The sequence below is a fragment of the Kitasatospora arboriphila genome, assembly GCF_039528095.1.
Taxonomy (GTDB): Bacteria; Actinomycetota; Actinomycetes; order Streptomycetales; family Streptomycetaceae; genus Kitasatospora; species Kitasatospora arboriphila.
The window spans coordinates 1-21,758 of sequence record NZ_BAAALD010000047.1; the positions used below are offsets into that span (position 1 = coordinate 1).

The following is a 21,758-nucleotide window of genomic DNA, read 5'->3' on the forward strand; positions in this document are numbered from 1 at the left end:
CCACTCCCCCGCACCCGGCCGGCACCGCCGCCGCCGCCTGATCGCCGCCGCCGCGGCGCTCGCCGCCACCAGCCTCGCCGCCGCCCGGGCCGCCGCCGCCCTGAGCGGTGGCGACGCCCTGGCCTCCACAACCGCGGCCGCGCCGCTCGGAAGCAACTGGTACGCCTCGGCCCCGTACCTGATGCCGGAGGACAACTCGCCGCCGGACGTCGCCGCGGTGATGGACGCGACCGGTCAGAAGGCCTTCCAGTTGGCCTTCATCCTCGACTCCGGCGGCTGCACCCCGGCCTGGGGCGGCACCTCCTCGATCGACACCGACACCGCCATGCCGGCGGTGATCCAGAAGATCCGGGCGAAGGGCGGCGACGTCTCGATCTCGGTCGGCGGCTACGGCGGCAACAAGCTCGGCCAGGGCTGCGGCACCCCGGAGGCGACCGCGGCCGGCTACCAGAAGGTGATCACCAAGTACCAGCTGAAGGCGATCGACTTCGACCTGGAGGAGCCGGAGTACGAGAACGCGGCGGCGATCCACAACGAGATCGGCGCGGCGAAGATCCTCCAGCAGAACAACCCCGGCCTCTACGTCTCGATCACCACCGCCGGCACCAACGCGGGCACCGGCTGGTTCGGCACGCAGATGTTGAACGAGGCCAAGTCTCAGGGCTTCACGCCGAACAACTACTCGATCATGCCGTTCGACGGCGGCTTCAACGGCGCGGCGGCCCAGACCGACGCGCTGGTGAAGTTCAACAAGATCCTGCAGACCACCTTCGGCTGGGACGAGGCGACCGCCTACGCCCACGAGGGCGTCTCGCTGATGAACGGTCGGACCGACGCCGCCGAGTACTTCAAGCAGGCCGACTTCCAGACGGTGCTGGACTTCGCGACCGCGCACAAGCTGGCCCGCTACACCTACTGGTCCGTCAACCGGGACCGCCAGTGCGCCGGCACGGTGGACCCGGGCCTGTCCGGCTCCTGCTCCAGCGTGGCCCAGAACGACTGGGACTTCACCAAGTTCACCGTGAAGTTCGCCGGGGCGACCCCGCCCACCAGCACCCCGACCGCGACGGCCTCGCCGACCTCGTCGAGCTCGCCCACCTCCTCGGCCTCGCCGACCGGCAAGCCGGGCACCTGCACGCTGCCCGCGTGGAACGCGTCGACCGTCTACACCAACGGCAACAAGGTCTCGTACCAGGGCCACAACTACCACGCGAAGTGGTGGACCCAGAACGAGATCCCGACCAACAGCGGCCAGTGGGGCGTCTGGGCCGACGACGGCCCCTGCTGACGCCCACGACGAGTGCGGCGAGGGCCGGCGACCGGGCACGACCGGTCGCCGGCCCTCGCCGGTGCTGTCGGGGTACGGCCGCCGCGCGGGCGGACGCTACTCGGCCGCCGCCGCGGTGGCCGCGGTGGCGCCGTGCCCGGCGCCCTCCTCGGCCTGTGCCTGGGCGGTGCGCTGGCCGGCCCGGATCGAGTCGATCCGGGCGAGCACCTTGGTGCGCAGGTCCGCCGGGGTGTCGTCACAGCCGCAGGAGCGCTTGATCAGCGCCTTGATGGCCTGTTCGAGCCCGTACTTCTCCAGGCAGGGCGAGCACTCCTCGAAGTGCACGCGCAGCTTGACGCAGTCGCCCTCGGCCATCTCGTTGTCGAGGAATTCGTAGAGGTGGTCGAGCACCTCGCCGCACTCGGTGTCGTGCGGATCGCCGCAGCTCATGAGCCCGCGCCCTTCGCTTCCTGCCCTGCACCGCTGCCCGCCGGGACGAGTCCGCGCTCACGGGCGTAGTCCTCCAGCATGCCGCGCAACTGGCGGCGGCCACGGTGCAGCCGGGACATCACCGTACCGATGGGTGTACCCATGATGTCCGCGATCTCCTTGTAGGCAAAGCCCTCGACGTCCGCCAGATACACGGCGATCCGGAATTCCTCCGGGATCGCCTGCAGGGCGTCCTTGACGTCGCTGTCCGGCAGGTGGTCCAGCGCCTGGGCCTCCGCCGACCGCAGGCCGGTCGACATGTGCGACTCGGCCCGGGCGAGCTGCCAGTCCTCGATCTCCTCGGCCGCGGTGCGCTGGGGCTCGCGCTGCTTCTTGCGGTACGAGTTGATGAAGGTGTTGGTGAGGATGCGGTACAGCCACGCCTTGAGGTTGGTGCCCTCGCGGAACTGGTGGAACGACGCGTACGCCTTCGCGAACGCCTCCTGCAGCAGGTCCTCCGCGTCCGCGGGATTGCGGGTCATCCGCAGGGCGGCCGAGTACATCGGGTCGAGGAAGGCCAGCGCGTCGCGCTCGAAGCGCTCGCGGCGCGCGTCCTCGCTCTCGTCCGCGGACACCCGGAAGGTGTCCTCACCGATCGCCTCGGCAAGCTCGTCACCGGTGAGCGTCCCGCCCTCCGGCAGTCCCTCGCCCGGCACGGCCTCGTCCTCGGTCCCGACGACCGGACCCACCTCCTCGGAGCTTCGGGGCCCGCCCACCGCGGGCCGACCCGAAATGGAGGATATCCGGCCCACCGGCTTCTCGCCCGCGACAATCCATTCCGACCAGTCGGGCACGAAGGCGCCTTGCGCCGCGCGCTCCTCCGGCCGCTCGGGGCACGCGATCGAACCCATGGACGCTGCCTTTCACCCGGGACTTGCTGACGGTCCTCACAACCGCGCGGCGCCGCCGCGCATTCCCGCCGCCCCTCACCCGATCGACGGAACCGATCCCAGCCAGTCCCCGACCGCCGCGACCAGCGCCTCCAGGGTCTCCTCCTGACCGACCGGCGCCCGCTTGGGCACCACGAACCCGTGGCTGCCGTACGGCACCTCGACCAGCCGGTGGCCCTCCGGCAGCACGGGGAACTCCTCCGGGGTGCCGAAGGTGTCCGCGCCGCCCTGCACCACCAGGGTGGGCAGGCCGCTGTTCAGCAGCTCCTCGGCCCGGCTCTTCTCCGGCTTGCCCGGCGGGTGCAGCGGGAACGCCAGCGCCAGCACCGCGGCCGCCCCCGAGGCGAGGCCCGTCCGGCAGGCCACCCGGGCGCCGGCGCTGCGGCCGCCCACCACCAGGGGCGGTCCCTCAGCGGCGAGCCCGGCCACGACCGGCAGCCACGCCTCGTCGAGGGTCTTCGGCGCCGGGCCCAGCTTCTTGCCGGCCACCCGCCACGGCTGCTCGACCAGTGCCACCGACACGCCCCGGGCCGGCAGCGCGGCGGCCAGCGCCTGCAGGTCACGCGCCTCCACGCCGCCGCCGGCCCCGTGCCCGAGCGCCAGCAGCACCCGGGGCCGCTCGGCCGCGAACGTCGTCACCCGGGCATCGCCGACCGGCGTCGGCACCAGCTTCTGCATGGGGCCGAGCCTAGGCCGTGGGGCGGCCCGCGCCGGGCAGCCGCCCCCGGACCGGCGCCGTCGGACCGGGGCCGCGCGTCAGAAGAGCGTCGTGCGGTCGTCCTCGGTCAGCTCCCGGACGAGTTCGGGGCCGTTGTTGCGGATGCTGCCGACCGCGGCGCCCACCGGGTGCACGGTGAGCGCACCGGGCGGCGGCGGCACCAGCAGGGCCCGCAGCGCCTCCGGGTCGTCCAGGCCCGGGTCGAGCCAGGCGTCGAAGGAGCCGGGGTCGAGGAAGAGCGGCATCCGCTCGTGGATCGGGGCGAGCATCGGCTCGGCCTCGGTGGTGACCACGGTGCAGGTGACCCGCCAGGCCTGCGGGTGGTCCGCGGGGAGGGTGCGGTCCCGCCAGAACTCGTACAGGCCGGCGAGCGCGAGCGGGCTGCCGTCCGCCCGGGAGACGAAGTACGGCTGGCGCGGCGGCCGGTCGGGGCCGGCCGGTGCGGTCTGCCACTCGTAGTAGCCGTCGACCGGGAGCAGGCAGCGGCGGGAGGCGAAGGGCTGGCGGTAGGCCGGCTTCTCGTGCACGGTGTCGGCCCGGGCGTTGATCATCTTCACCGCGGTCTCCGGCGACCTCGCCCAGGACGGGATCAGGCCCCAGCGCAGCACCCGCAGCTGCCGCACCGGCCGGTGCTGCCCCTTGGGCGGCCGGTCCAGCACCGCGTAGACCGGTGAGGTCGGGGCCACGTTCCAGTTGGGCGCGATCGTCTCGGCCGGGTCCCACTGCTCGACGCCGAACACCTCGACGATGTCCTCGGGCCTGCTGCTGGAGGCGAAACGACCGCACATGGGGGCCAAGCCTGCCATGCCGGCCGGACGGCCCGGGGGCGGTTCCGGCAGCCGGACGGCCGCTCCCGGGAGGCGCCCGGGGAGGGGCCCGGGACCGGCCGGGGACGAACCGGAGCGAACCGACCGCTACCGCCGCGGCGTCCTGGCATGGGAGGCTGCCGGACCGGCAGCACCACGGGAGGCAGGACGAGCATGGAGATCGCGGACGTCTGGCAGCGGGTGGCGGGCGTCCAGCCCGAACCGCCGGGCTGGCTGGTGCTCACCACCGCCGCGCTCGCCCTGCTGGCGATCCTGCCGGCGCCGGTCTGGCGGGTCACCCGCACCGTGGTGACCATCGCCCACGAGGGCGGCCACGGCGTGGCGGCCCTGATGACCCGCCGGCGGCTCTCCGGGATCCGGCTGCACTCCGACACCTCGGGCCTGACCATCTCCTCCGGCCGACCGACCGGCCCCGGGATGATCCTCACCGCGGCGGCCGGCTACGTGGCCCCCTCGCTGCTGGGCCTGGGCGGCGCCGCACTGCTCGCCGACGGCCGGATCACCGCCCTGCTGTGGATCTCCATCCTGCTGCTGGCCGGGATGCTGGTGATGATCCGCAACGCCTTCGGCCTGCTCGCGGTGGTGCTCACCGGCGCGCTCTTCCTGGTGGTGTCCTGGTACGGCGGCAGCCAGGTGCAGGCCGCGTTCGCCTACCTCGGCGTGTGGTTCCTGCTGCTGGCGGGGGTGCGGCCGGTGGTCGAGCTGCAGGCCAAGCGGCGCTCCGGCGGGGCCCCGGACTCGGACGCGGACCAGCTGTCCCGGCTCACCGGGGTGAGCGCGGTGCTGTGGGTGGCGCTGTTCCTGGTGGTGTCGCTCTCCTGCCTGCTGGGCGGGGCGAGCTGGCTGCTGCACTGGAAGCACTGAGCCCGGGCACCGGCGCGCCGCCGACGGCGGGTGGGCACACCGTGGGCACGGAATCACCGCAGACCCCCCGTCCGCCATGCGATCGGGCACCGGGCCGTCGCCGGGCGGCCCCCTAGACTTGGCGCATGACCGATGCCCTGTGGCCCGCCCCCGTCGCCACCGCAGCCGTGGACGCGACCGTCACCATCCCCGGCTCCAAGTCGGCGACCAACCGCGCGCTGGTGCTGGCCGCGCTCGCCGACGGCCCCGGCTGGGTCCGCCGGCCGCTGCGCAGCCGCGACTCCCAGCTGATGGCGGACGGCCTGCGGGCGCTCGGCGTGACGGTCGAGGAGACGGTCAACGAGGCCAGCGGCGGCACCGGCGGCGGCGAGGCCTGGCGGGTCATCCCCGCGCCGCGGCTGCTCGGCCCGGCCCGGGTGGACGTCGGCAACGCCGGCACGGTCATGCGCTTCCTGCCCCCGCTCGCCGCGCTCGCCGACGGCCCCGTCCACTTCGACGGCGACCCGCGCTGCTACGAGCGCCCCCAGCACGGCGTGATCGACGCGCTGCGCGCCCTCGGCGTGCGGATCGACGACGGCGGCCGCGGCGGCTTCCCGCTGATGGTGCACGGCACCGGCGCGGTGGACGGCGGCGCGGTCGACGTGGACGCGTCCTCGTCCTCGCAGTTCGTCTCCGCCCTGCTGCTGTCCGGCGCCCGCTACAACAACGGCGTCGAGATCCGGAACACCGGCGGGACGGTCCCCTCGCTGCCGCACATCCGGATGACGGTCGACATGATCCGCAAGGCCGGCGGCCAGGTGGACGCGCCCGAGGACGGCGGTGAGAAGGACGTCTGGCGGGTCACCCCCGGCGCGCTGATCGGCCGCGACCTGGTGGTCGAGCCGGACCTCTCGAACGCGGCGCCGTTCTTCGCCGCGGCGCTGGTCACCGGCGGCCGGGTGACCGTCCGCGACTGGCCGAAGCACACGTACCAGCCGGGCGACCAGCTGCGCGACATCTACACGCAGATGGGCGGCGCCTGCCGGTTCACCGACGAGGGCCTGGAGTTCACCGGCACCGGCAAGGTCCACGGCATCGAGGCCGACCTGCACGACGTGGGCGAGCTGACCCCGGTGATCGCCGCGGTGGCCGCGCTCGCGGACTCCGAGTCCCACCTGTACGGCATCGCCCACCTGCGGATGCACGAGACCGACCGGCTGGCCGCGCTCGCCAAGGAGATCAACGACCTGGGCGGCGACGTCTCGGAGACCGAGGACGGCCTGCGGATCCGGCCGCGTCCGCTGCACGGCGGCGTCTTCCACACCTACGAGGACCACCGGCTGGCGACCGCCGCCGCGGTGATCGGCCTCGCCGTGGAGGGCGTGCAGGTGGAGAACGTGGCGACCACCGCCAAGACCCTGCCGGACTTCCCGCAGATGTGGGCCGACCTCCTCGGCCAGGGCTGACGGGGGCAGAGCAGCATGCGCCGCTACGGCAAGGACGCCGACGAGGACGACATCCGCAACCGCCCGGCCCGCCGGGGCTCCCGGCCCCGCACCCGGATCCGGCCCAAGCACGAGGACGCCGCCGAGGCGATGATCCTCACCGTCGACCGCGGGCGGCTGACCTGCCTGGTCGACCAGGGCACGAAGAAGGAGCGCGAGGTCGTCGCCATGAAGGCCCGCGAGCTGGGCCGCAAGGGCGTCGTGGTCGGCGACACGGTGGGCCTGGTCGGCGACCTGTCCGGGGAGCCGGACACGCTGGCCCGGATCGTCCGGGTCGCCGAGCGCACCTCGGTGCTGCGGCGCACCGCGGACGACGACGACCCGTACGAGCGGATCGTGGTCGCCAACGCCGAGCAGCTGGCCATCGTCACCGCACTGGCCGACCCGGAGCCGCGGCCGCGGCTGATCGACCGCTGCCTGGTGGCGGCGTACGACGCCGGGATGGAGCCGCTGCTGGTGCTCACCAAGTCCGACCTGGCGCCGGCCGAGCCGCTGCTGGAGTCGTACGCGCCGCTGGGCATCTCCTACGTGGTGACCCGGCGGGACGAGCTGGAGACGGCCGGCGCGGAGGCGGTGCGCGAGCACCTGCGCGGGCGGTCGACGGTGTTCATCGGGCACTCCGGCGTCGGCAAGACCACGCTGGTCAACGCGCTGGTGCCGGAGCAGCAGCGGACGACGGGCCACGTCAACGCGGTGACCGGCCGCGGCCGGCACACCACCGTGTCGGCGCTGGCGCTGCGGCTGCCGCCGCCGCCCGGGGCGAAGCCGGGTTCGAGGAAGGCGCTGGATCCGGGCTGGGTGATCGACACCCCGGGCTTCCGCTCGTTCGGCCTGTCGCACATCGACCCGTCCCGGGTCATCCTCGCCTTCCCGGACCTCGAACCGGGCACGGTGGACTGCCCGCGGGCCTGCAGCCACGACGAGCAGGACTGCGCGCTGGACGCCTGGGTGGCGGACGGGCACGCCGAGCCCGCCCGGCTGTACTCGCTGCGCCGGCTGCTCGCGAGCCGCGAGGCCCGCGAGGGCGACTGACCGCCACTGCGGGGACTCCGGGCCGTCCGAGGTGTCGGACGGCTCCCGGCCGGTGATCCTAGGAGCGTGGGACACGCTCGCATGGATGCTCCGAGGGGCAAGGGAGTCAGCCCGATGGCATGGGCCATGGTGATCCTCGCCGGTCTGCTGGAGACCGGCTTCGCGATCAACCTCAAACTGAGCCACGGCTTCACCCGGCTCTGGCCCACCATCAGCTTCTGCGCGTTCGCGCTGGGCAGCTTCGGCCTGCTGACGCTCTCCCTCAAGTCGCTGCCGGTCGGTTCGGCGTACGCGGTCTGGACGGGGATCGGCGCGGCCGGCACCGCGGTGTACGGGATGGTCTTCCTGGAGGAGTCCAGCAGCGTGCTGAAACTGGTGTCGATCACCCTGGTGATCGCCGGCGTGGTGGGGCTCCAGCTGAGCGGCTCCGGACACTGATCCGCACGCCGGTTCGGTCCGCTGTGCGAGCCGCGCTGACCCGGAGGGCCCCGGGTCGCTAGGGTTCGGGCATGGCCGATTACCACGACGACCTCCGACTCGCCCACGTCCTCGCCGACTCGGCCGACTCGGTCACCCTGGAGCGCTTCAAGGCGCTGGACCTCAAGGTCGAGACCAAGCCGGACCTCACCCCGGTCAGCGACGCCGACAAGGCGGCGGAGGAGCTGGTCCGCAGCGTGCTGCAGCGGGCCCGTCCGCGCGACGCCGTGATGGGCGAGGAGTACGGGCTGCAGGGATCGGGCCCGCGCCGCTGGGTGATCGACCCGATCGACGGCACCAAGAACTACGTCCGCGGCGTGCCGGTGTGGGCGACCCTGGTGGCCCTGCTGGAGGAGGGCATCGACGGGGAGCTCCAGCCGGTGGTGGGCATCGTCTCGGCGCCCGCGCTGAACCGCCGCTGGTGGGCGGCGCGCGACCTCGGCGCGTACGCCGGGCGCAGCCTCGCCAAGGCGACCCGGATCCACGTCTCCGAGGTGTCCCGGGTCGAGGACGCCTCCTTCTCGTACTCCTCGCTGTCCGGCTGGGAGGAGCGCGGCCGCCTCGACCCGTTCCTGGACCTCACCCGGGCCTGCTGGCGCACCCGGGCGTACGGCGACTTCTGGTCGTACATGATGGTCGCCGAGGGGTCGGCGGACATCGCGGCGGAGCCGGAGCTGAGCCTGTGGGACATGGCCGCGCCGTGCATCGTGGTGCAGGAGGCGGGCGGCCGGTTCACCGGCCTGGACGGGGTGGACGGCCCGAACGGCGCCGACGCGGTGGCCACCAACGGTCTGCTGCACGCGGAGGCGCTGCGCCGGCTGAGCGTGTGAGCTGCTGAGCACGTGAACCGCTGAGCGTGTGAGCGGCCGGGCCCGTCCGGCGGGCGTGTTTCGGCGGGCGGGCGTGTTTCGGCGGGTGGTCGGCGAGGTTGCCGGCCACCCGCAGCGCGTTGCGGGCGACGCTGAGGTCGCGGCAACTCCCTTGCAACAGAAGGCCCCTAGGCTCGTCGGGCCAGCGGCCGGTACCCGGTACCGCGCCTCCGTTCCCCGTGCGCCCACCCCGCCGGGCCACTGCCGAGGGGGACTCCCCACGTGCGTACGCTCAGCAGCATCCGCCACCGGCTCGCCCTGCTCCTCGCCCTTCCGACCGGCGCCCTGGTGCTCCTCGGCGCGATCGGCACGGCCGCACAGGCCGGGCGGTTCGCCGACGCCGGCCGGACCGGCGACCGGGTGGCCCTGGTGGTCGCCACCGAGGAGTTCGTCCATCAGCTCCAGCGCGAGCGCGGCCTGACCGCGGGCCTGCTCGGCGGCGAGGAGTCGTTCCGGGCCAGGGTCGGCCCGCAGCGGGAGGCCGCCGACACGGCCCGGCGGGCGCTCGACCGGTCCCTGGCCGCCGACCCGCCCGGCGCGGAGCGGGTGCGTGCGGCGCTCGCCGGGCTGAGCACGCTGGCCGGGCTGCGCGGCCGGGCCGACACCGGCGCCGCCGACCGGGCGGAGGCGCTGAGGTTCTACACGGGCGCGGTCACCGCGCTGAACGCGGCGGCCTTCGCCGACCGGGACACCACCGGCGACCGGCGGCTGGCGGATGCGCTCGCCACGCTGGAGGCGCTGAGCCGGGCCACCGAGGCGGCGGCGCTGGAACGCGGCACGCTGAGCGGCGTGCTCGCGGCCGGCTCGTTCCGGGGCGGCGACTACCCGGCGTTCGTGCGGATCACCGCCGACCGGGGTGCGGCGCTCGCCGACGTGCCGCGCACCGCCCTGCCCGAACGGACCGCCGCGCTGGACGCCGCGCTCCGCAGCCCCGCCGCGGTGGCCGCGGCCGGCATGGAGCAGCAGGCCCTGGACGGCTGGGCGGCGGCCCGGCTGCCGGTCCGCGCGGACGCCTGGTGGCAGGCGGCGACGGAGCTGGTCGACGGCCTGTACGTGGTGCAGTCCCAGGCGGCCGGCGACGCGTCGGCACGGGCCGCGGAGCTCCGCTCGCAGGCGCTGCGGGCTCTGCTGGTGGACGCCGGGCTGGCGCTCGCCGCGGCCGTCGGCGCGGTTCTGCTCGGCCTGCTGGCGACCCGGTCGATCACCCGGCCGGTGGCGGCGCTCGCCGCGGAGGCGGAGGAGCTGGCCGACCGGGTGCTGCCGGAGGCGGTGGAGCGGGCGCAGACGGGCGGCGGGGCGGCCTCGCCGGGCGCGGCCGCGGCGGCGGGCACCGCGGAGCTGGAGGTGCTGGGTGCGGCACTGGACCGGGTGGCGGGGACGGCCGTCCGGCTGGCCGTCGAGCAGTCGGTGCAGCGCCGCAACACCGCACGGTCGCTGGCCGGCCTGGGCCGGCGCAACCAGTCGCTGGTGATGCGCCAGCTCGGCCTGCTGTCGGCGCTGGAGCGGAGCGAGCAGGACCCGGCGGCGCTGGCGAACCTGTTCGAGCTGGACCACCTGGCGACCCGGATGCGGCGCAATGCGGAGAGCCTGCTGGTGCTGGTCGGCGAGGCGAGTCCGCGCCACTGGCCGCAGCCGGTGGCCCTGGGCGACGTGGTCCGCTCGGCGCTGGGCGAGGTGGAGGACTACCGCCGGGTCGTGCTGCGCCGGGTGGACGGGGTGCTGGTCGACGGGGGTGCGGTCGCGGAGGTGGCGCACCTGCTGGCCGAACTGATCGAGAACGCCCTGACCGCCTCGCCGCCGGACACCGACGTGGAGGTGTTCGCGCGACTCGGCGTGGACGGCTGCCTGGTCGTGGTGACGGACCACGGGCCGGGCCTGGACGAGTCGGCGCTGGACCTGGCGAACACCCGGCTCGCGGGGCGGGAGAGCTTCCTGGTGGACGGCGGCGGACAGCTCGGCCTCTACGTGGTGGGCCGGCTGGCGGAGCGCCTGGGTGCGGTGGTGCGGCTCTCCCCGGCACCGGTGCACGGGGTGACGGCGACGGTGGCGCTGCCGTCGGCGCTGCTGGCGGACGGGGTGCGGCCGGTGCCGGCGGTCGGGGTGGCGGGATGACCGGGTTCGACGCGGACGAGGTGGTCCGCCCGTTCGTGATCACCGCAGGCCGCACCAGGCCGGTCCGGGACGAGCTGCGGGTGGAGACGCTGGTGACGGCGCAGCCTGCCGCGCTGGCGGCGCCGCTGGGGTTCGAGCGGCACCGGATCGTGGAGCTGTGCCAGTACCCGCGGTCGGTGGCCGAGCTGGCGGCGCTGCTGACGGTGCCGCTGGGGGTGGCCCGGGTGCTGGTCGCCGACCTGGCGGCGGAGCGGTTCGTGCGGGTGCACGAGCGGGCGGCCGAGGACGTGTCCGTGGCGCTGCTGGAGCGGATCCGGGACGGCCTGCTGCGGCTCTAGGACGGCGGTGGTGCCCGCCCGGACGTGGTCGCGGGCCCCGGGTGCGCCGTTGCGCTCCCGGGGCCCGCGGTCTCAGGCCGTCACTTCTGCTTGCGCAGCTCGCGGACGGCGTCCTCCAGGCGGCGGCCGTAGTCGGCGTCGGCCTTGCGGAAGTTCTCGATCGCCCGCTCGACGATGTCGTCGCGGTCGGCCGAGACCTTGGCGATGAAGCCGGAGAGGTTCTCGATCAGGCGCTGCTTCGCGCCGTCGTCCATCAGCCGGTAGAGGTTGCCGGCCTGCACGAAGTCGTCGTCCTCGGCGTGCGAGGGGGCCTCGTGGTTGCCGGTGGTGCCGGTGACCGGGACGGCGGACCAGAGCGGGCGGCCGGTCTGGACGGGGCCGCCGAAGCTGTTGGGCTCGTAGTTCTTCTGCCGGCCGTGGCGGCCGTCGTAGAGGTGGCCGTCGCGGCCGTTGGTGCGGGCCTCGGTGGCGTGCGGGCGGTTCACCGGCAGGTGGTCGGCGTTGATGCCGACGCGGTAGCGGTGGGCGTCCGCGTAGGCGAACAGGCGGCCCTGCAGCATCTTGTCGGGGGACGGGCCGATGCCGGGCACGAAGTGCGCCGGGGAGAAGACCGACTGCTCGACCTCGGCGAAGACGTTGTCGGGGTTGCGGTTGAGCTCCAGCGTGCCGAACTCGACGAGCGGGTAGTCGGCGTGCGGCCAGACCTTGGTCAGGTCGAACGGGTTGAAGCGGTAGGTCGCGGCGTCGGCCGCGGGCATGATCTGCACGCTGACCGTCCAGGTCGGGAACTCGCCCCGCTCGATGGCCTCGCGCAGGTCGCGCTGGTGGCTGTCGGGGTCCTCGCCGGCGAGCTTGTTGGCCTCGGCCTGGGTGAGGTTCTTGATGCCCTGGTCGGTCTTGAAGTGGTACTTCACCCAGAAGTGCTCGCCGGCCTCGTTCTGCCACTGGTAGGTGTGCGAGCCGAAGCCGTCGAGGTGGCGGTAGCTGGCGGGGATGCCGCGGTCGCCGAACAGCCAGGTCACCTGGTGGGTGGACTCGGGCGACAGGCCCCAGAAGTCCCAGACGTTGTCCGCCTCCTGGGAGCCGCTGTACGGGTCGCGCTTCTGGGTGTGGATGAAGTCGGGGAACTTGATGGCGTCCTTGATGAAGAACACCGGGGTGTTGTTGCCGACCAGGTCGTAGTTGCCCTGCTCGGTGTAGAACTTCAGCGCGAAGCCGCGCGGGTCGCGCACCGCGTCCGCCGCGCCGAGGTTGCCGGCCACCGTGGAGAACCGGAGGAAGGTCTCGGTCTGCTTGCCGACCTCGGAGAGGAACGCCGCCCGGGTCCAGGGCGTGACGTCGGCGGTCACGGTGAAGGTGCCGTAGGCGCCGGCCCCGCGGGCGTGCACCACGCGCTCCGGGATGCGCTCGCGGTTGAAGTGGGCGAGCTTCTCGAACAGCAGCTGGTCCTGGATGAGGGCCGGGCCGCCGGTGCCGGCCGTCTCGGTGTTCTGGTTGTCGGCCACCGGAGCACCGGACTCCGTGGTGAGGGTGGGCCGCAGCTCGTCCTGGGTGGTCATGGGGAGGGTCCTTCGGTCGTCCGGTCGTATCGGAGCCGATCCTAACTTGGACTCAGTCCAAGTCAACACTAGAGCCAATTCGAGAACGTGCCTTACTCTGGGTCCATGAGCGACCTGCTGGAACGACTCCGAGGACGCGGCTGGCGACTGACCTCGCAGCGCCGCGCGGTCGCGGAGGTGCTCGAAGGCGACCACGTCCACCTCACGGCGGACGAGGTGCACGCCCGCGCCGTGGCGAGACTCCCGGAGATCTCCAGGGCCACCGTGTACAACACGCTCGGCGAACTGGTCTCGCTCGGCGAGATCCTGGAGGTCTCCACCGACGGCCGCGCCAAGCGGTACGACCCCAATGCGCACCGGGCCCACCAGCACCTGGTCTGTTCCGGCTGCGGCACCGTGCGCGACGTCCGCCCGGAGGGCGACCCGATGGCCGCCCTCCCCTCCGCGGAACGCTTCGGCTTCACCCTGACCGGCGCCGAGATCACCTACCGCGGGCTCTGTCCGGACTGCTCGCCCGGCTGACCCCGCCGCGTGCGCCCTGCGCGTCCTACGCGCTCAGCTCCGCGCTCAGCGCACCGAGCAGCCGCGCCGCCCGCTCCGCCACCTCGGCCGGGCCGGACTCCGCGGCCCGCCGGCACCAGTTCTCCGCCTGCACCGGCTCGCCGCGCCGCAGCGCCAGCAGCGCGAGGCGCAGCGCCGCCCGCCCGTGCCCCGCGTCGGCGGCCCGGGTGTACCAGAGCACGGCCTCGCTCTCGCCGTCGTGACGGGCCAGCAGCAGGCCGAGGTTGAACGCGGCACTGCGGCTGCCGGCCTCGGCGGCCCGCCGGTACCAGTGCTCGGCGGTCTGCAGTTCGCCGCGCTCGGCGGCGCGCACGCCCATCCGCACCTGCGCCCTGCGGTGGTCGGCCTCGGCCGCCACCGTGTACCAGTGCTCGACCTCCGCGTCGGCGTCGCCGCGCCGCTCCAGCACCGCGGCCAGCCGGAAGGCGCCCTCGGCGGAGCCGCCGGCCGCGGCCTGCCGGTAGCGCTCCAGCGCACCGGCGGCGTTGCCGCGCTGCTCGTGGACGACGGCGAGCTGCAGGGCGGCCTCGCCGTGCCCCTCGGCGGCGGCCCGGGCGTACCACTCGTGGGCCTGCGGGAGTTCGCCGCGGCCCGCGTGCAGCACGCCGAGGTTGAAGGCGCCGTCGACGCTGCCGGCCTCGGCGGCCTTGGAGAACCACGGCTCGGCGCCGGACTCGTCGCCGCGCTGCAGCAGCACCACGGCCAGCGCGTTGCAGGCCTCCCGGTGGCCGGCGTACGCGGCCTTGCGGTACCACTGCTCGGCCTGGGTCCCGCGGCCCGTTCCGGCGCAGAGCAGGCCGAGGTTGAAGGCGCCGTTGTGGTCGCCTGCGTCCAGCGCGGCGCGGTACCAGCGCTCCGCCTCGGCGGCCTCGCCGCGGCCGGCGTGCAGCGCGCCGAGGGCGTTGGCGGCGTTGCCGTCGCCGGCCTCGGCGGCCTCCTGCCACCACTCGGCGGCGGCCGCGAGGTCGCCCGCGTCGCGCAGCAGGAAGCCGAGCGCGCAGGCCGCCCGGGGCTCGCCGTTCTGCGCGGACTGCCGGTACCAGCGGGCCGCCTCGTCGAGTTCGCGGCGCTCCTCCAGCAGCACGCCGAGCCGCAGCGCCGCGCGGGCGTGGCTGCGCGCGGCGGCGGTGCGGTACCAGGTCTCGGCGGTCTCCTTGTCGCCGGCCGCCTCGCGCATCCGGGCGAGCCGGTAGGCGGCCTCGCGGTGGCCGGCGTCGGCGGACACCTTGAACCAGCGCTCGGCCCGGACGTCGCGCCGGTGCTCCATCAGGTCGCCCAGGGCGTAGGCCCCGAGCGGGTGGCCGTGTTCGGCGGCGAAGTGCAGCCAGTACTCGGCGGCCTCCTCCTCGCCCTGGTCGCGGAGCTGGAGGCCGAGCGCGTGCGCGGCGGGCGCGGAGCCGGCGACGGCGGCCTGCCGCCACCACTGGGCGGCCTCGGCGCGGTGGCCGCGCTGGTGCAGCAGCACGCCGAGGTTGTTGGCGGCGGCGCGCAGCCCGGCCGCGGCGGCGGCGCGGAGGTACGGCTCGGCGTCCTCCAGGTCGCCGCGGCGCAGCAGCATCGCGCCGAGCTGGCTGGCGGCGCCGGGGTCGCCGGCGTCCGCGGCGCAGCGGTGCCGGCTCTCCAGGGCGGCCTGTTCGCGGGCGGCGAGGGCGGTCTCGAAGCTGGCGGCGTCCTCCGGTTCGGCGGCGGGCTCGTCGTCCGCAGCGGCCGGGTAGCGGCCGACGGCGTCGACGAGCTGCTGGGCGGAGATCCGGACGAGGCTCTCGGGGCCGTAGCTGCGCTGGGCCGGCAGGCCCTGCTGGGTGTCCTCGGCGGACTGCGCCCAGGCGTCGGTGTCGGCCTCGGCGTGCGTCTGCGGCGCGGCGGCCGGTACGGACCTCGCCCCCGTGTCGTTCCTACCGATCAGCTTCATGCCGGCTCCCGCTCCCCCAGAGTGCTGCGGCATCCGCCGGGGGCGCCGTGTCGGCGCCCGCCGCCCCCTGCCGGTCCGAAAGGGTGTCGGTCCGATAAGGAGTCAACAGCCGTTCGGCTTCCCCCATGTGGTCCATCGTCGCATCACCCGGAACCCGCGTACACCTGCCCCGGACCACGTCTGGGCGGGGCGGGCCGAAGCTTGCGGGAGTGCTTCAGCGCTTTGTCGATTTCCCGACATCGGGCCGCACAAACCCCGGCAGCGACGACGGGGCCGGGGCGGCCGAATCGATACTACCGGAGCCGACCCCCTCTTGATCGGAAAACGACAGGGCCCGGAGCGCCAGATTGATCTGGCGGCCTCCGGGCCCTGATCTTCAGTAGCGGGGACAGGATTTGAACCTGCGACCTCTGGGTTATGAGCCCAGCGAGCTACCGAGCTGCTCCACCCCGCGTCGGTGAGAAAACCATAGCACGGACGCAGGGTGGACCAACAAATCGGTTCTCGCAGCTCAGGGGGTGGCGGAGGGCGACGCCGAGGCCGACGGCGACGGCGACGCGGAGGGCGCCGGGCTCGCCGGGGCGCTGCCCGGCTGCGCCTTGGCGGCCCGGTCCAGCGCCTCCTGGAGCGCCTTCTGCGCCTGCCCGTACGCCGCCCAGTCGCCGTTCTTCAGCGCGGTCTGACCGTCGGTGAAGGCCTTCTGGGCGTCCTGCAGCGCCTTCTGCAGGTCCGGGTTCGCGCCCGTGCCGGGTGTGGTGGGAGTGGGCGTGGTCGGTGTGGCGGGGGCGGTCGGTGTGGTCGTCGCGCTGCCGGACGCGCCGGGCAGCACGGCGGCGAGCGCCTTGGCCAGGTTGTCCTCCAGGGCCACCTTGTCGCCGTAGACCGCCAGCACCTTCTGCAGCACAGGCGCCTTGGCGCCGCGGCCCAGCAGGTAGACCGGCTCGATGTTGAGCAGGCCGCCGCCGACCGGCAGGGTCAGCAGGTTGCCGTACTCGATGTCGGAGTCACTGCCGGTCTTCAGCAGGGTGAGCTGGTTGGCCACCGCCTTCTCGGAGTTGAACTTCGCCTGGGTCAGCTTGGGCCCGAGCGCGCCCGATCCGGCCGGGATCTTGAGCACGCGCATCTTGCCGTACTCCGGACCGGGGTCCGCACCGACGGCCATGAACGCCGCCAGGTTGTCGCGGCCGCCCGGCACGAAGCTGCTGGACAGCGAGAAGCTGGCCGACGGGGCGCCGGGCATCTTCAGCGTCAGGTAGTACGGCGGCTGGACCTCACCGGTGTTGGTGGTGGGGTCGAGCGGCACCTGCCAGATGTCCGTGCCGTTGAAGAACGCGTCGGCGTCGGTCATGTGGTACTGGCCGAGCAGGTCGCGCTGCACCTTGAAGAGGTCCTGCGGGTAGCGCAGGTGCGGCATCAGCGCGGCCGGGATCGCCGAACGGGCCTTGACCGTGCCGGGGAAGGCCTTCATCCAGGTCTTCAGCACCGGGTCGTTCTCGTCCCACTGGTACAGCGTCACGTCACCGGTGTACGCGTCGACCGTGGCCTTCACCGAGTTGCGGATGTAGTTGACCGTGTTGACGGCGGTCAGGGTGCGGCCGCGCTGGTCGGTCAGCGAGTCCTTGGTCGACTCGCCCAGGGCCGTCTTGGAGGAGAACGGGTAGCCGTCCGAGGTGGTGTAGCCGTCCAGCACCCAGACCAGCTTGCCGTCCTGCACCACCGGGTACGGGTCGGCGTCGATCGACAGCCAGGGCGCGACCTTCTCCACCCGCTCCTTGGGCGTGCGGTCGTAGATCACCCGGGCGCCGTCGGTGATCGCCCCCGAGTAGAGGATCTGCGGCTCGGAGAACTTCATCGCGTACGCGGCCCGGGTCAGCGGGTTGTCCAGCGAGACGCCGCTGCCGCCGTCGTAGGTGAAGGTCTGGTCGGCGCCGCTCTCGGAGGTGTAGTCGATCTCCTGGTTGCTGCCGCCGACGATGGAGTACGTCCGGGTCTTCTCGCCGTAGTACACCCGCTGGCGGTAGTCGCCGAAGGTGCCGTCGGTGGGCAGGCCGGACTGGGTGTAGACCGGGTTGCCGTTGCCGTCGACCTGGTTGCCCTTGGCGGCGACGACGCCGTAGCCGTGGGTGTACTTGAAGTGGTCGTTGATCCAGTTCCGCTGCTGGACACCGCTCAGGTCCAGCTCGCGGACACCGAGCACGGTGTCCTGGTTGCCGTACCGGTCGACGTCCAGCGTCCGCGGGAAGGCGTAGTACTTGCGCAGCGCCTCGTTCTGCTGGAACGTCGGCGCGACCACGTTCGGGTCGAGCAGGCGGATGTCCGCGATCGTCTGCGCGTCCGGCGCGGCGGCGCCCGCCTTGGCGGCGTCCTTCGGGTCGTACTGCTGGGTCTCGGTGTCCGCGATGCCGTAGGCCTTGCGGGTCGCGTCGATGTTCTTCTGGATGTACGGCGTCTCCTTGGCCTGCTCGTTCGGCTTGACCTGGAACTGCTGCACGATCGCCGGGTACACCCCGCCGATCAGCACCGCGGAGAGCGCCATCAGCCCGAAGCCGATCAGCGCCGGCGCCCAGGTGCGGCGGATCGGCGTCAGGAAGAAGAGCAGCGCGCAGATGACGGCGACGAAGAACAGGATGGTCTTGGCCGGCAGGAAGGCGTTGGCGTCCACGTAGCGCAGGCCCGTCCAGCCGTCGACGCCCTTGTACGCGCCGGACTTGACCGCCAGGCCGTACCGGTCCAGCCAGTAGGCGACGGCCTTCAGCAGCACGAACACGCCCAGCAGCACCGCGAGGTGGCCCTGCGCGCCGCGGCTGGCCCGGCGGCCCGGACCCTGCAGGCGCAGGCCGCCGTACAGGTAGTGCACCAGCACGGAGGCCATCAGCGAGACGATCACCGCGCTGAACGCGAAGCCCAGCAGGAACTCGTACCAGGGCAGGTCGAAGGCGTAGAAGGCGACGTCCCGGTGGAACTGGGGGTCCTTCACCCCGAACGGCGTCCGGTTGGTCCACAGCAGCCAGGTGCGCCACTGCCCGGAGGCCGCGGCGCCGGCGACCAGGCCGACCAGCAGCGCGACCGCGACCAGCAGCCACTTCTTGTACGGCGCCACGCCCGCCCGGTAGCGGTCCAGGCTCTGCTGCTCGACCGACATCGCGGCCATCGGCGGCCGCAGCCGGTGCGCCAGCCAGACGTTGGCGCCGACCACCACGGCCATCAGCAGGCCGAAGACGGCGAACAGCCCGGCCTTCGTCCGCAGCTGGGTGGTGAAGACCGTGGCGTAGTCGACCGATTTGAACCACAGCCAGTCCGTCCAGAAGCCGGACACCAGCGCGAACAGCAGGAACAGCACGGCGAGCACGCCCGCCGTCAGCAGCAGGACCCTGGTGCGCCGCGAGGGCGGGCCGACTCTGGCGCGGAAGCCCGGCTCCGGGCGGTCCGGCATCTGGAAAACCAAGGTGGCACCTCTGCTGTGTCGTGAACGTGGTCGGATCGGTCCCCTGTGCAACTTAGACCGTCTTCACCTGAGTTCCCGCCGGGCCGCCCGCCGGCCCTCCCGAGACCCGACCGTTACCGGGCCCGGCGGGGCTTCCGGGCACCGCGGACGTGTGAGGATTGGGGCATGTCCGATGCACCCCTCACGCCCGCCGACGGCCTGCCGCCGGCCGCGTCCCCGCTGACCCGCGCCGCCCTGGAGATCGACGAGTACGCGGCCACCCTCGGCTGGGACCTCCCCGCCCGGCTGTTCGCGCTGGTCGACACCGCCGCGCTGCGCAAGGCCGACCCGAAGCTGGCCCGCCAGCTCGGCCTGGCCGCCGACGAGGCCACCGGGCTGACCCCGGTCGAGCAGGACGAGCTGCCGGCCGGCGCCGAGCTGGACAAGTTCCTCGGCACCATCGCCTGGCCGGACCAGGTGGTCGGCTGCGCGCTGGTGGTCGAGCGGCTGATGCTGCCCCCCGGTGCCGAGCAGTCCCGCCCGAAGAACGCCACCGAGAAGGAGCTCGCCGGCTGGGTGGCGAACCACCCGCAGCGGCAGGAGGTCCGGATCACCGCCGCGGTGCTGCGCGACGGCTCGCGGGAGATCGCCCTGCGGCTGCGCGAGAAGGACGTCGCCCGCGAGGTGCTGACCGGCCCCGACCTGGTGCCGGGGCTCACCGAGGCCCTGCTGGCCACCTTCTCCTGAGCCGGGCCGGCCGGGGCGCCCGCGGGGCGCCCCGGCCCGTTCCCGCGGCTCCTACTTCGGGCAGGACGGCAGCGCCGAGGTGTTGCCGGAGCGGATCTGGTCCAGTGCCTTCAGCGCGCCGCCGAGGCTGTCCACCTTGACCAGGGTCAGGCCGTCCGGGGTGCCCTTGCCCGCCTCGGAGCAGTTCTCGGCCGGCGTCATGAAGTACTCGGCGCCCTTGTCCCGGGCCGCGATCAGCTTCATCTGGATGCCGCCGATCGGGCCGACCTCGCCCTCGTCGCTGATGGTGCCGGTGCCGGCGACGAACTTGCCGCCGGTCAGGTCACCGGGCGTCAGCTTGTCCACGATGCCGAGCGAGAACATCAGGCCGGCGCTGGGGCCGCCGACGTCCTGCAGGCCGATGTCGATGGTGAACGGGTAGGTGTGGTCGTTGCCCGGCAGGATGCCGACGATGGCCCGGCCGTCGGAGGCCTTGCCGGTGGTGACGGCGACCTTCTTCTCGGCCGCCTTGTCGGTCGCCGAGCCGTTCGTCCCCGCCGAGCCGTTCGTCCCCGCCGTGCCGCCCGCGGCCGCGGTGTGCGGGACGACCGTGAACTCCACCGTCTCGCCCGGCTTGTGCTTGGTGACCAGCGCGGCCACCTGCTCCTTGGCGGTCACCGGGGTGCCGTCCACCGCGACGATCCGGTCGCCCGCGTGCAGCTTGCCCTCGGAGGGCCCGCCGGCCACCACCGAGGAGACCACGATCTGCGTGCCGACCGGGATGCCGAGCTGCTTGAGCGCCGCCGTCTTGGCGCTGTCCTCGGAGGAGGCGAACTGCTCGGCGTTCTCCTGCTGGGCCTCCTTGTCGGTCTGGCCCTTCGGGTAGACGTTGTCGTGCGGCACGACGAGGACGTCCTTGCGCAGCCAGCCGATCACCGCCGAGACCAGGCTCGGCTCGTACTTGGCGCCGGTGACCTGCACCGTCGTCATGTTGAGGTGCCCGCTCGTCGGGTACGTCTCGTGGCCGCTGATCGCGATCACCGGGACGGAGCCGCCCGACTTCTTCTCCTGCTCACCGAGCGTGTTGTAGGTCGGGCCCGGGCTCATCTCGGTGTACGGCACCCGCATCAGCACGGAGGCGCACAGCAGACCTATGAGCATCAGGGTGGCGGCGAGCATCGTCGCGGAGCGGCGTGGCATGGATCGACAGTACGGGAAGGCGGCGGTGGGGCGCTGCCCGGCCCGGGGCCTCAGCGGCGGGGGCCGTCGCCGGAACCGACGGTGGAGCGCTCCATGGCGGCGCGGAACCGCTCGTGCTCGGCGAGCGAGGCCGGATCACCGGTGGCGCGGGGGGTGCGGGCCGCCCAGCCCGCCCAGACCATGGCGGCCAGTGCGGCGGCGACGGGGATGATCAACCAGGCGAGCGCAGCCATGTCCGTACTCCCAGCTCGTCGTGTCTATCAGCAGATTAACCGTCCGCGCAGACAACGGCGGCAGGGGGCGCCGGGTTACGGCCGCGGTGCGTCCGCGGCAGGGTCGTGGCACACCCGTGGCGGGGCCGCCGCGGGGCCGGGACAGCGGGCCGGGAGGGCGCCGCGGGCCGCCGCGCACCGGGGCGGGTGCCCGGGGGCGGCCCCGGCGGGCGATGGGGCGAACGGGGGACGGCGGGGTCAGCAGGTGCCCGCGCCGACCCACTCCTCCTCGCCGTCGCTGAAGACCTGGTGCTTCCAGATCGGCACCTGGTGCTTGAGGTCGTCGATCAGGCGGCGGGCCGCCTCGAAGGCCTCGCCGCGGTGCGCGCAGGAGACGGCGACGATGACGGCCTTGTCGGTGATCTCCAGCCGGCCGACCCGGTGCACCGCGGCCAGCGCCTTCACCGGGAAGTCCGCGACGATCTTCTCGGCGATCCGGCGCATCTCGTGCTCGGCCGTCGGGTGGGCGCTGTACTCCAGCGCGGAGACGGACTTGCCGCCGTCGTGGTCGCGGACCGTCCCCACGAAGACCGTGGTGCCGCCGGCCGCGTCGTCGCCGACCGCCTCGTACACCTCGTCCAGCGACAGCGGGGTGTCGCGGATGGCGAGCAGGCGGATCGGGTCGTGGTTCTCGGACATGGTCACCATGATTCCCCATGAGGGATGCCGCCCGGCAAGGGCTTCCGCATCACGATTGGAGCATTCCGCAGAGCGGAACGCCGGAGCAGGGTCGGGCA

The 21,758-nt window shown here is 73.6% G+C and carries 20 protein-coding genes and 1 tRNA gene; 10 read left to right on the forward strand and 11 right to left on the reverse strand.

Translation table 11 applies throughout. The features are described from left to right. Positions 1-37: 37 nt before the first annotated feature. Positions 38-1,288, forward strand: a complete 1,251-nt coding sequence (locus ABD353_RS23035) for a carbohydrate-binding protein (RefSeq protein ID WP_344625590.1) — start codon at positions 38-40, stop codon at positions 1,286-1,288. Between the two features lie 96 nt (positions 1,289-1,384). On the opposite strand, the gene rsrA is transcribed toward ABD353_RS23035, so the two are convergent. From rsrA to ABD353_RS23055, 4 genes are all read right to left on the reverse strand, one after another. Next, complete coding sequence (gene rsrA, locus ABD353_RS23040) at positions 1,385-1,717, reverse strand: mycothiol system anti-sigma-R factor (RefSeq protein ID WP_344625551.1); 333 nt, start codon at positions 1,715-1,717, stop codon at positions 1,385-1,387. Continuing rightward, complete coding sequence (locus ABD353_RS23045; protein WP_317634021.1) at positions 1,714-2,445, reverse strand: sigma-70 family RNA polymerase sigma factor; 732 nt, start codon at positions 2,443-2,445, stop codon at positions 1,714-1,716. The genes rsrA and ABD353_RS23045 overlap by 4 nt, the downstream gene beginning before the upstream one ends. Positions 2,446-2,682: 237 nt before the next feature. Beyond that, positions 2,683-3,324 carry an alpha/beta hydrolase family protein gene (locus ABD353_RS23050; RefSeq protein ID WP_344625553.1) on the reverse strand — a complete coding sequence of 214 codons (642 nt, stop codon included), beginning with the start codon at positions 3,322-3,324 and terminating at the stop codon, positions 2,683-2,685. Between the two features lie 78 nt (positions 3,325-3,402). Then, complete coding sequence (locus tag ABD353_RS23055) at positions 3,403-4,152, reverse strand: SOS response-associated peptidase (protein WP_344625554.1); 750 nt, start codon at positions 4,150-4,152, stop codon at positions 3,403-3,405. A gap of 192 nt (positions 4,153-4,344) precedes the next feature. On the opposite strand from ABD353_RS23055, the gene ABD353_RS23060 reads away from it, so the two are divergent. From ABD353_RS23060 to ABD353_RS23090, 7 genes are all read left to right on the forward strand, one after another. Next, a complete protein-coding gene (locus ABD353_RS23060; protein ID WP_344625555.1) occupies positions 4,345-5,055 on the forward strand; it encodes a M50 family metallopeptidase in 711 nt (236 codons plus the stop codon). Positions 5,056-5,180: 125 nt separating this feature from the next. Then, the gene (aroA, locus tag ABD353_RS23065; RefSeq protein WP_344625556.1) at positions 5,181-6,500 is read left to right on the forward strand and encodes a 3-phosphoshikimate 1-carboxyvinyltransferase; all 1,320 of its coding nucleotides are present in this window, start codon (positions 5,181-5,183) and stop codon (positions 6,498-6,500) included. 15 nt (positions 6,501-6,515) lie between these two features. Continuing rightward, positions 6,516-7,571 (forward strand): ribosome small subunit-dependent GTPase A, encoded by a 1,056-nt coding sequence (rsgA, locus tag ABD353_RS23070; protein ID WP_344625557.1) that lies wholly within the window; start codon positions 6,516-6,518, stop codon positions 7,569-7,571. A gap of 114 nt (positions 7,572-7,685) precedes the next feature. Continuing rightward, a complete protein-coding gene (locus tag ABD353_RS23075) occupies positions 7,686-8,009 on the forward strand; it encodes a DMT family transporter (RefSeq protein ID WP_263103730.1) in 324 nt (107 codons plus the stop codon). Positions 8,010-8,080: 71 nt separating this feature from the next. Next, entirely contained in the window at positions 8,081-8,878 is a 798-nt protein-coding gene (gene hisN / locus ABD353_RS23080; RefSeq protein ID WP_344625558.1) for a histidinol-phosphatase, read from the forward strand. A gap of 261 nt (positions 8,879-9,139) precedes the next feature. Next, entirely contained in the window at positions 9,140-11,029 is a 1,890-nt protein-coding gene (locus ABD353_RS23085; RefSeq protein ID WP_344625559.1) for a sensor histidine kinase, read from the forward strand. Then, positions 11,026-11,367 carry a DUF742 domain-containing protein gene (locus tag ABD353_RS23090; protein ID WP_344625560.1) on the forward strand — a complete coding sequence of 114 codons (342 nt, stop codon included), beginning with the start codon at positions 11,026-11,028 and terminating at the stop codon, positions 11,365-11,367. Before ABD353_RS23085 ends, ABD353_RS23090 begins: the two co-directional genes overlap by 4 nt. 80 nt (positions 11,368-11,447) lie before the next feature. Here the strand turns inward: ABD353_RS23090 and ABD353_RS23095 are convergent, their stop codons facing one another. Beyond that, complete coding sequence (locus tag ABD353_RS23095) at positions 11,448-12,926, reverse strand: catalase (RefSeq protein ID WP_344625561.1); 1,479 nt, start codon at positions 12,924-12,926, stop codon at positions 11,448-11,450. Positions 12,927-13,031: 105 nt separating this feature from the next. Between ABD353_RS23095 and ABD353_RS23100 the strand changes: the two genes are divergently transcribed. Next, positions 13,032-13,448, forward strand: a complete 417-nt coding sequence (locus ABD353_RS23100; protein WP_344625562.1) for a Fur family transcriptional regulator — start codon at positions 13,032-13,034, stop codon at positions 13,446-13,448. A gap of 25 nt (positions 13,449-13,473) precedes the next feature. Here ABD353_RS23100 and ABD353_RS23105 read toward each other — a convergent pair whose 3' ends face one another. The 3 genes from ABD353_RS23105 to ABD353_RS23115 all read right to left on the reverse strand — a co-directional run bounded on the left by ABD353_RS23105 (position 13,474) and on the right by ABD353_RS23115 (position 18,832). After that, the gene (locus ABD353_RS23105) at positions 13,474-15,399 is read right to left on the reverse strand and encodes a tetratricopeptide repeat protein (RefSeq protein ID WP_344625563.1); all 1,926 of its coding nucleotides are present in this window, start codon (positions 15,397-15,399) and stop codon (positions 13,474-13,476) included. A gap of 380 nt (positions 15,400-15,779) precedes the next feature. Continuing rightward, a tRNA-Met gene (locus tag ABD353_RS23110) sits at positions 15,780-15,853 on the reverse strand. A gap of 57 nt (positions 15,854-15,910) precedes the next feature. Further along, complete coding sequence (locus ABD353_RS23115) at positions 15,911-18,832, reverse strand: UPF0182 family membrane protein (RefSeq protein ID WP_344625591.1); 2,922 nt, start codon at positions 18,830-18,832, stop codon at positions 15,911-15,913. Positions 18,833-19,009: 177 nt separating this feature from the next. On the opposite strand from ABD353_RS23115, the gene ABD353_RS23120 reads away from it, so the two are divergent. Next, positions 19,010-19,570, forward strand: a complete 561-nt coding sequence (locus tag ABD353_RS23120) for a PPA1309 family protein (RefSeq protein ID WP_344625564.1) — start codon at positions 19,010-19,012, stop codon at positions 19,568-19,570. Positions 19,571-19,621: 51 nt separating this feature from the next. Here the strand turns inward: ABD353_RS23120 and ABD353_RS23125 are convergent, their stop codons facing one another. The 3 genes from ABD353_RS23125 to ABD353_RS23135 all read right to left on the reverse strand — a co-directional run bounded on the left by ABD353_RS23125 (position 19,622) and on the right by ABD353_RS23135 (position 21,660). After that, positions 19,622-20,749 (reverse strand): YlbL family protein, encoded by a 1,128-nt coding sequence (locus ABD353_RS23125; RefSeq protein ID WP_344625565.1) that lies wholly within the window; start codon positions 20,747-20,749, stop codon positions 19,622-19,624. A 50-nt stretch (positions 20,750-20,799) separates the two neighbouring features. Then, the gene (locus tag ABD353_RS23130) at positions 20,800-20,982 is read right to left on the reverse strand and encodes a hypothetical protein (protein WP_030274884.1); all 183 of its coding nucleotides are present in this window, start codon (positions 20,980-20,982) and stop codon (positions 20,800-20,802) included. 237 nt (positions 20,983-21,219) lie between these two features. Next, complete coding sequence (locus ABD353_RS23135) at positions 21,220-21,660, reverse strand: molybdenum cofactor biosynthesis protein MoaE (RefSeq protein WP_425555230.1); 441 nt, start codon at positions 21,658-21,660, stop codon at positions 21,220-21,222. Between the last annotated feature and the right edge of the window lie 98 nt (positions 21,661-21,758).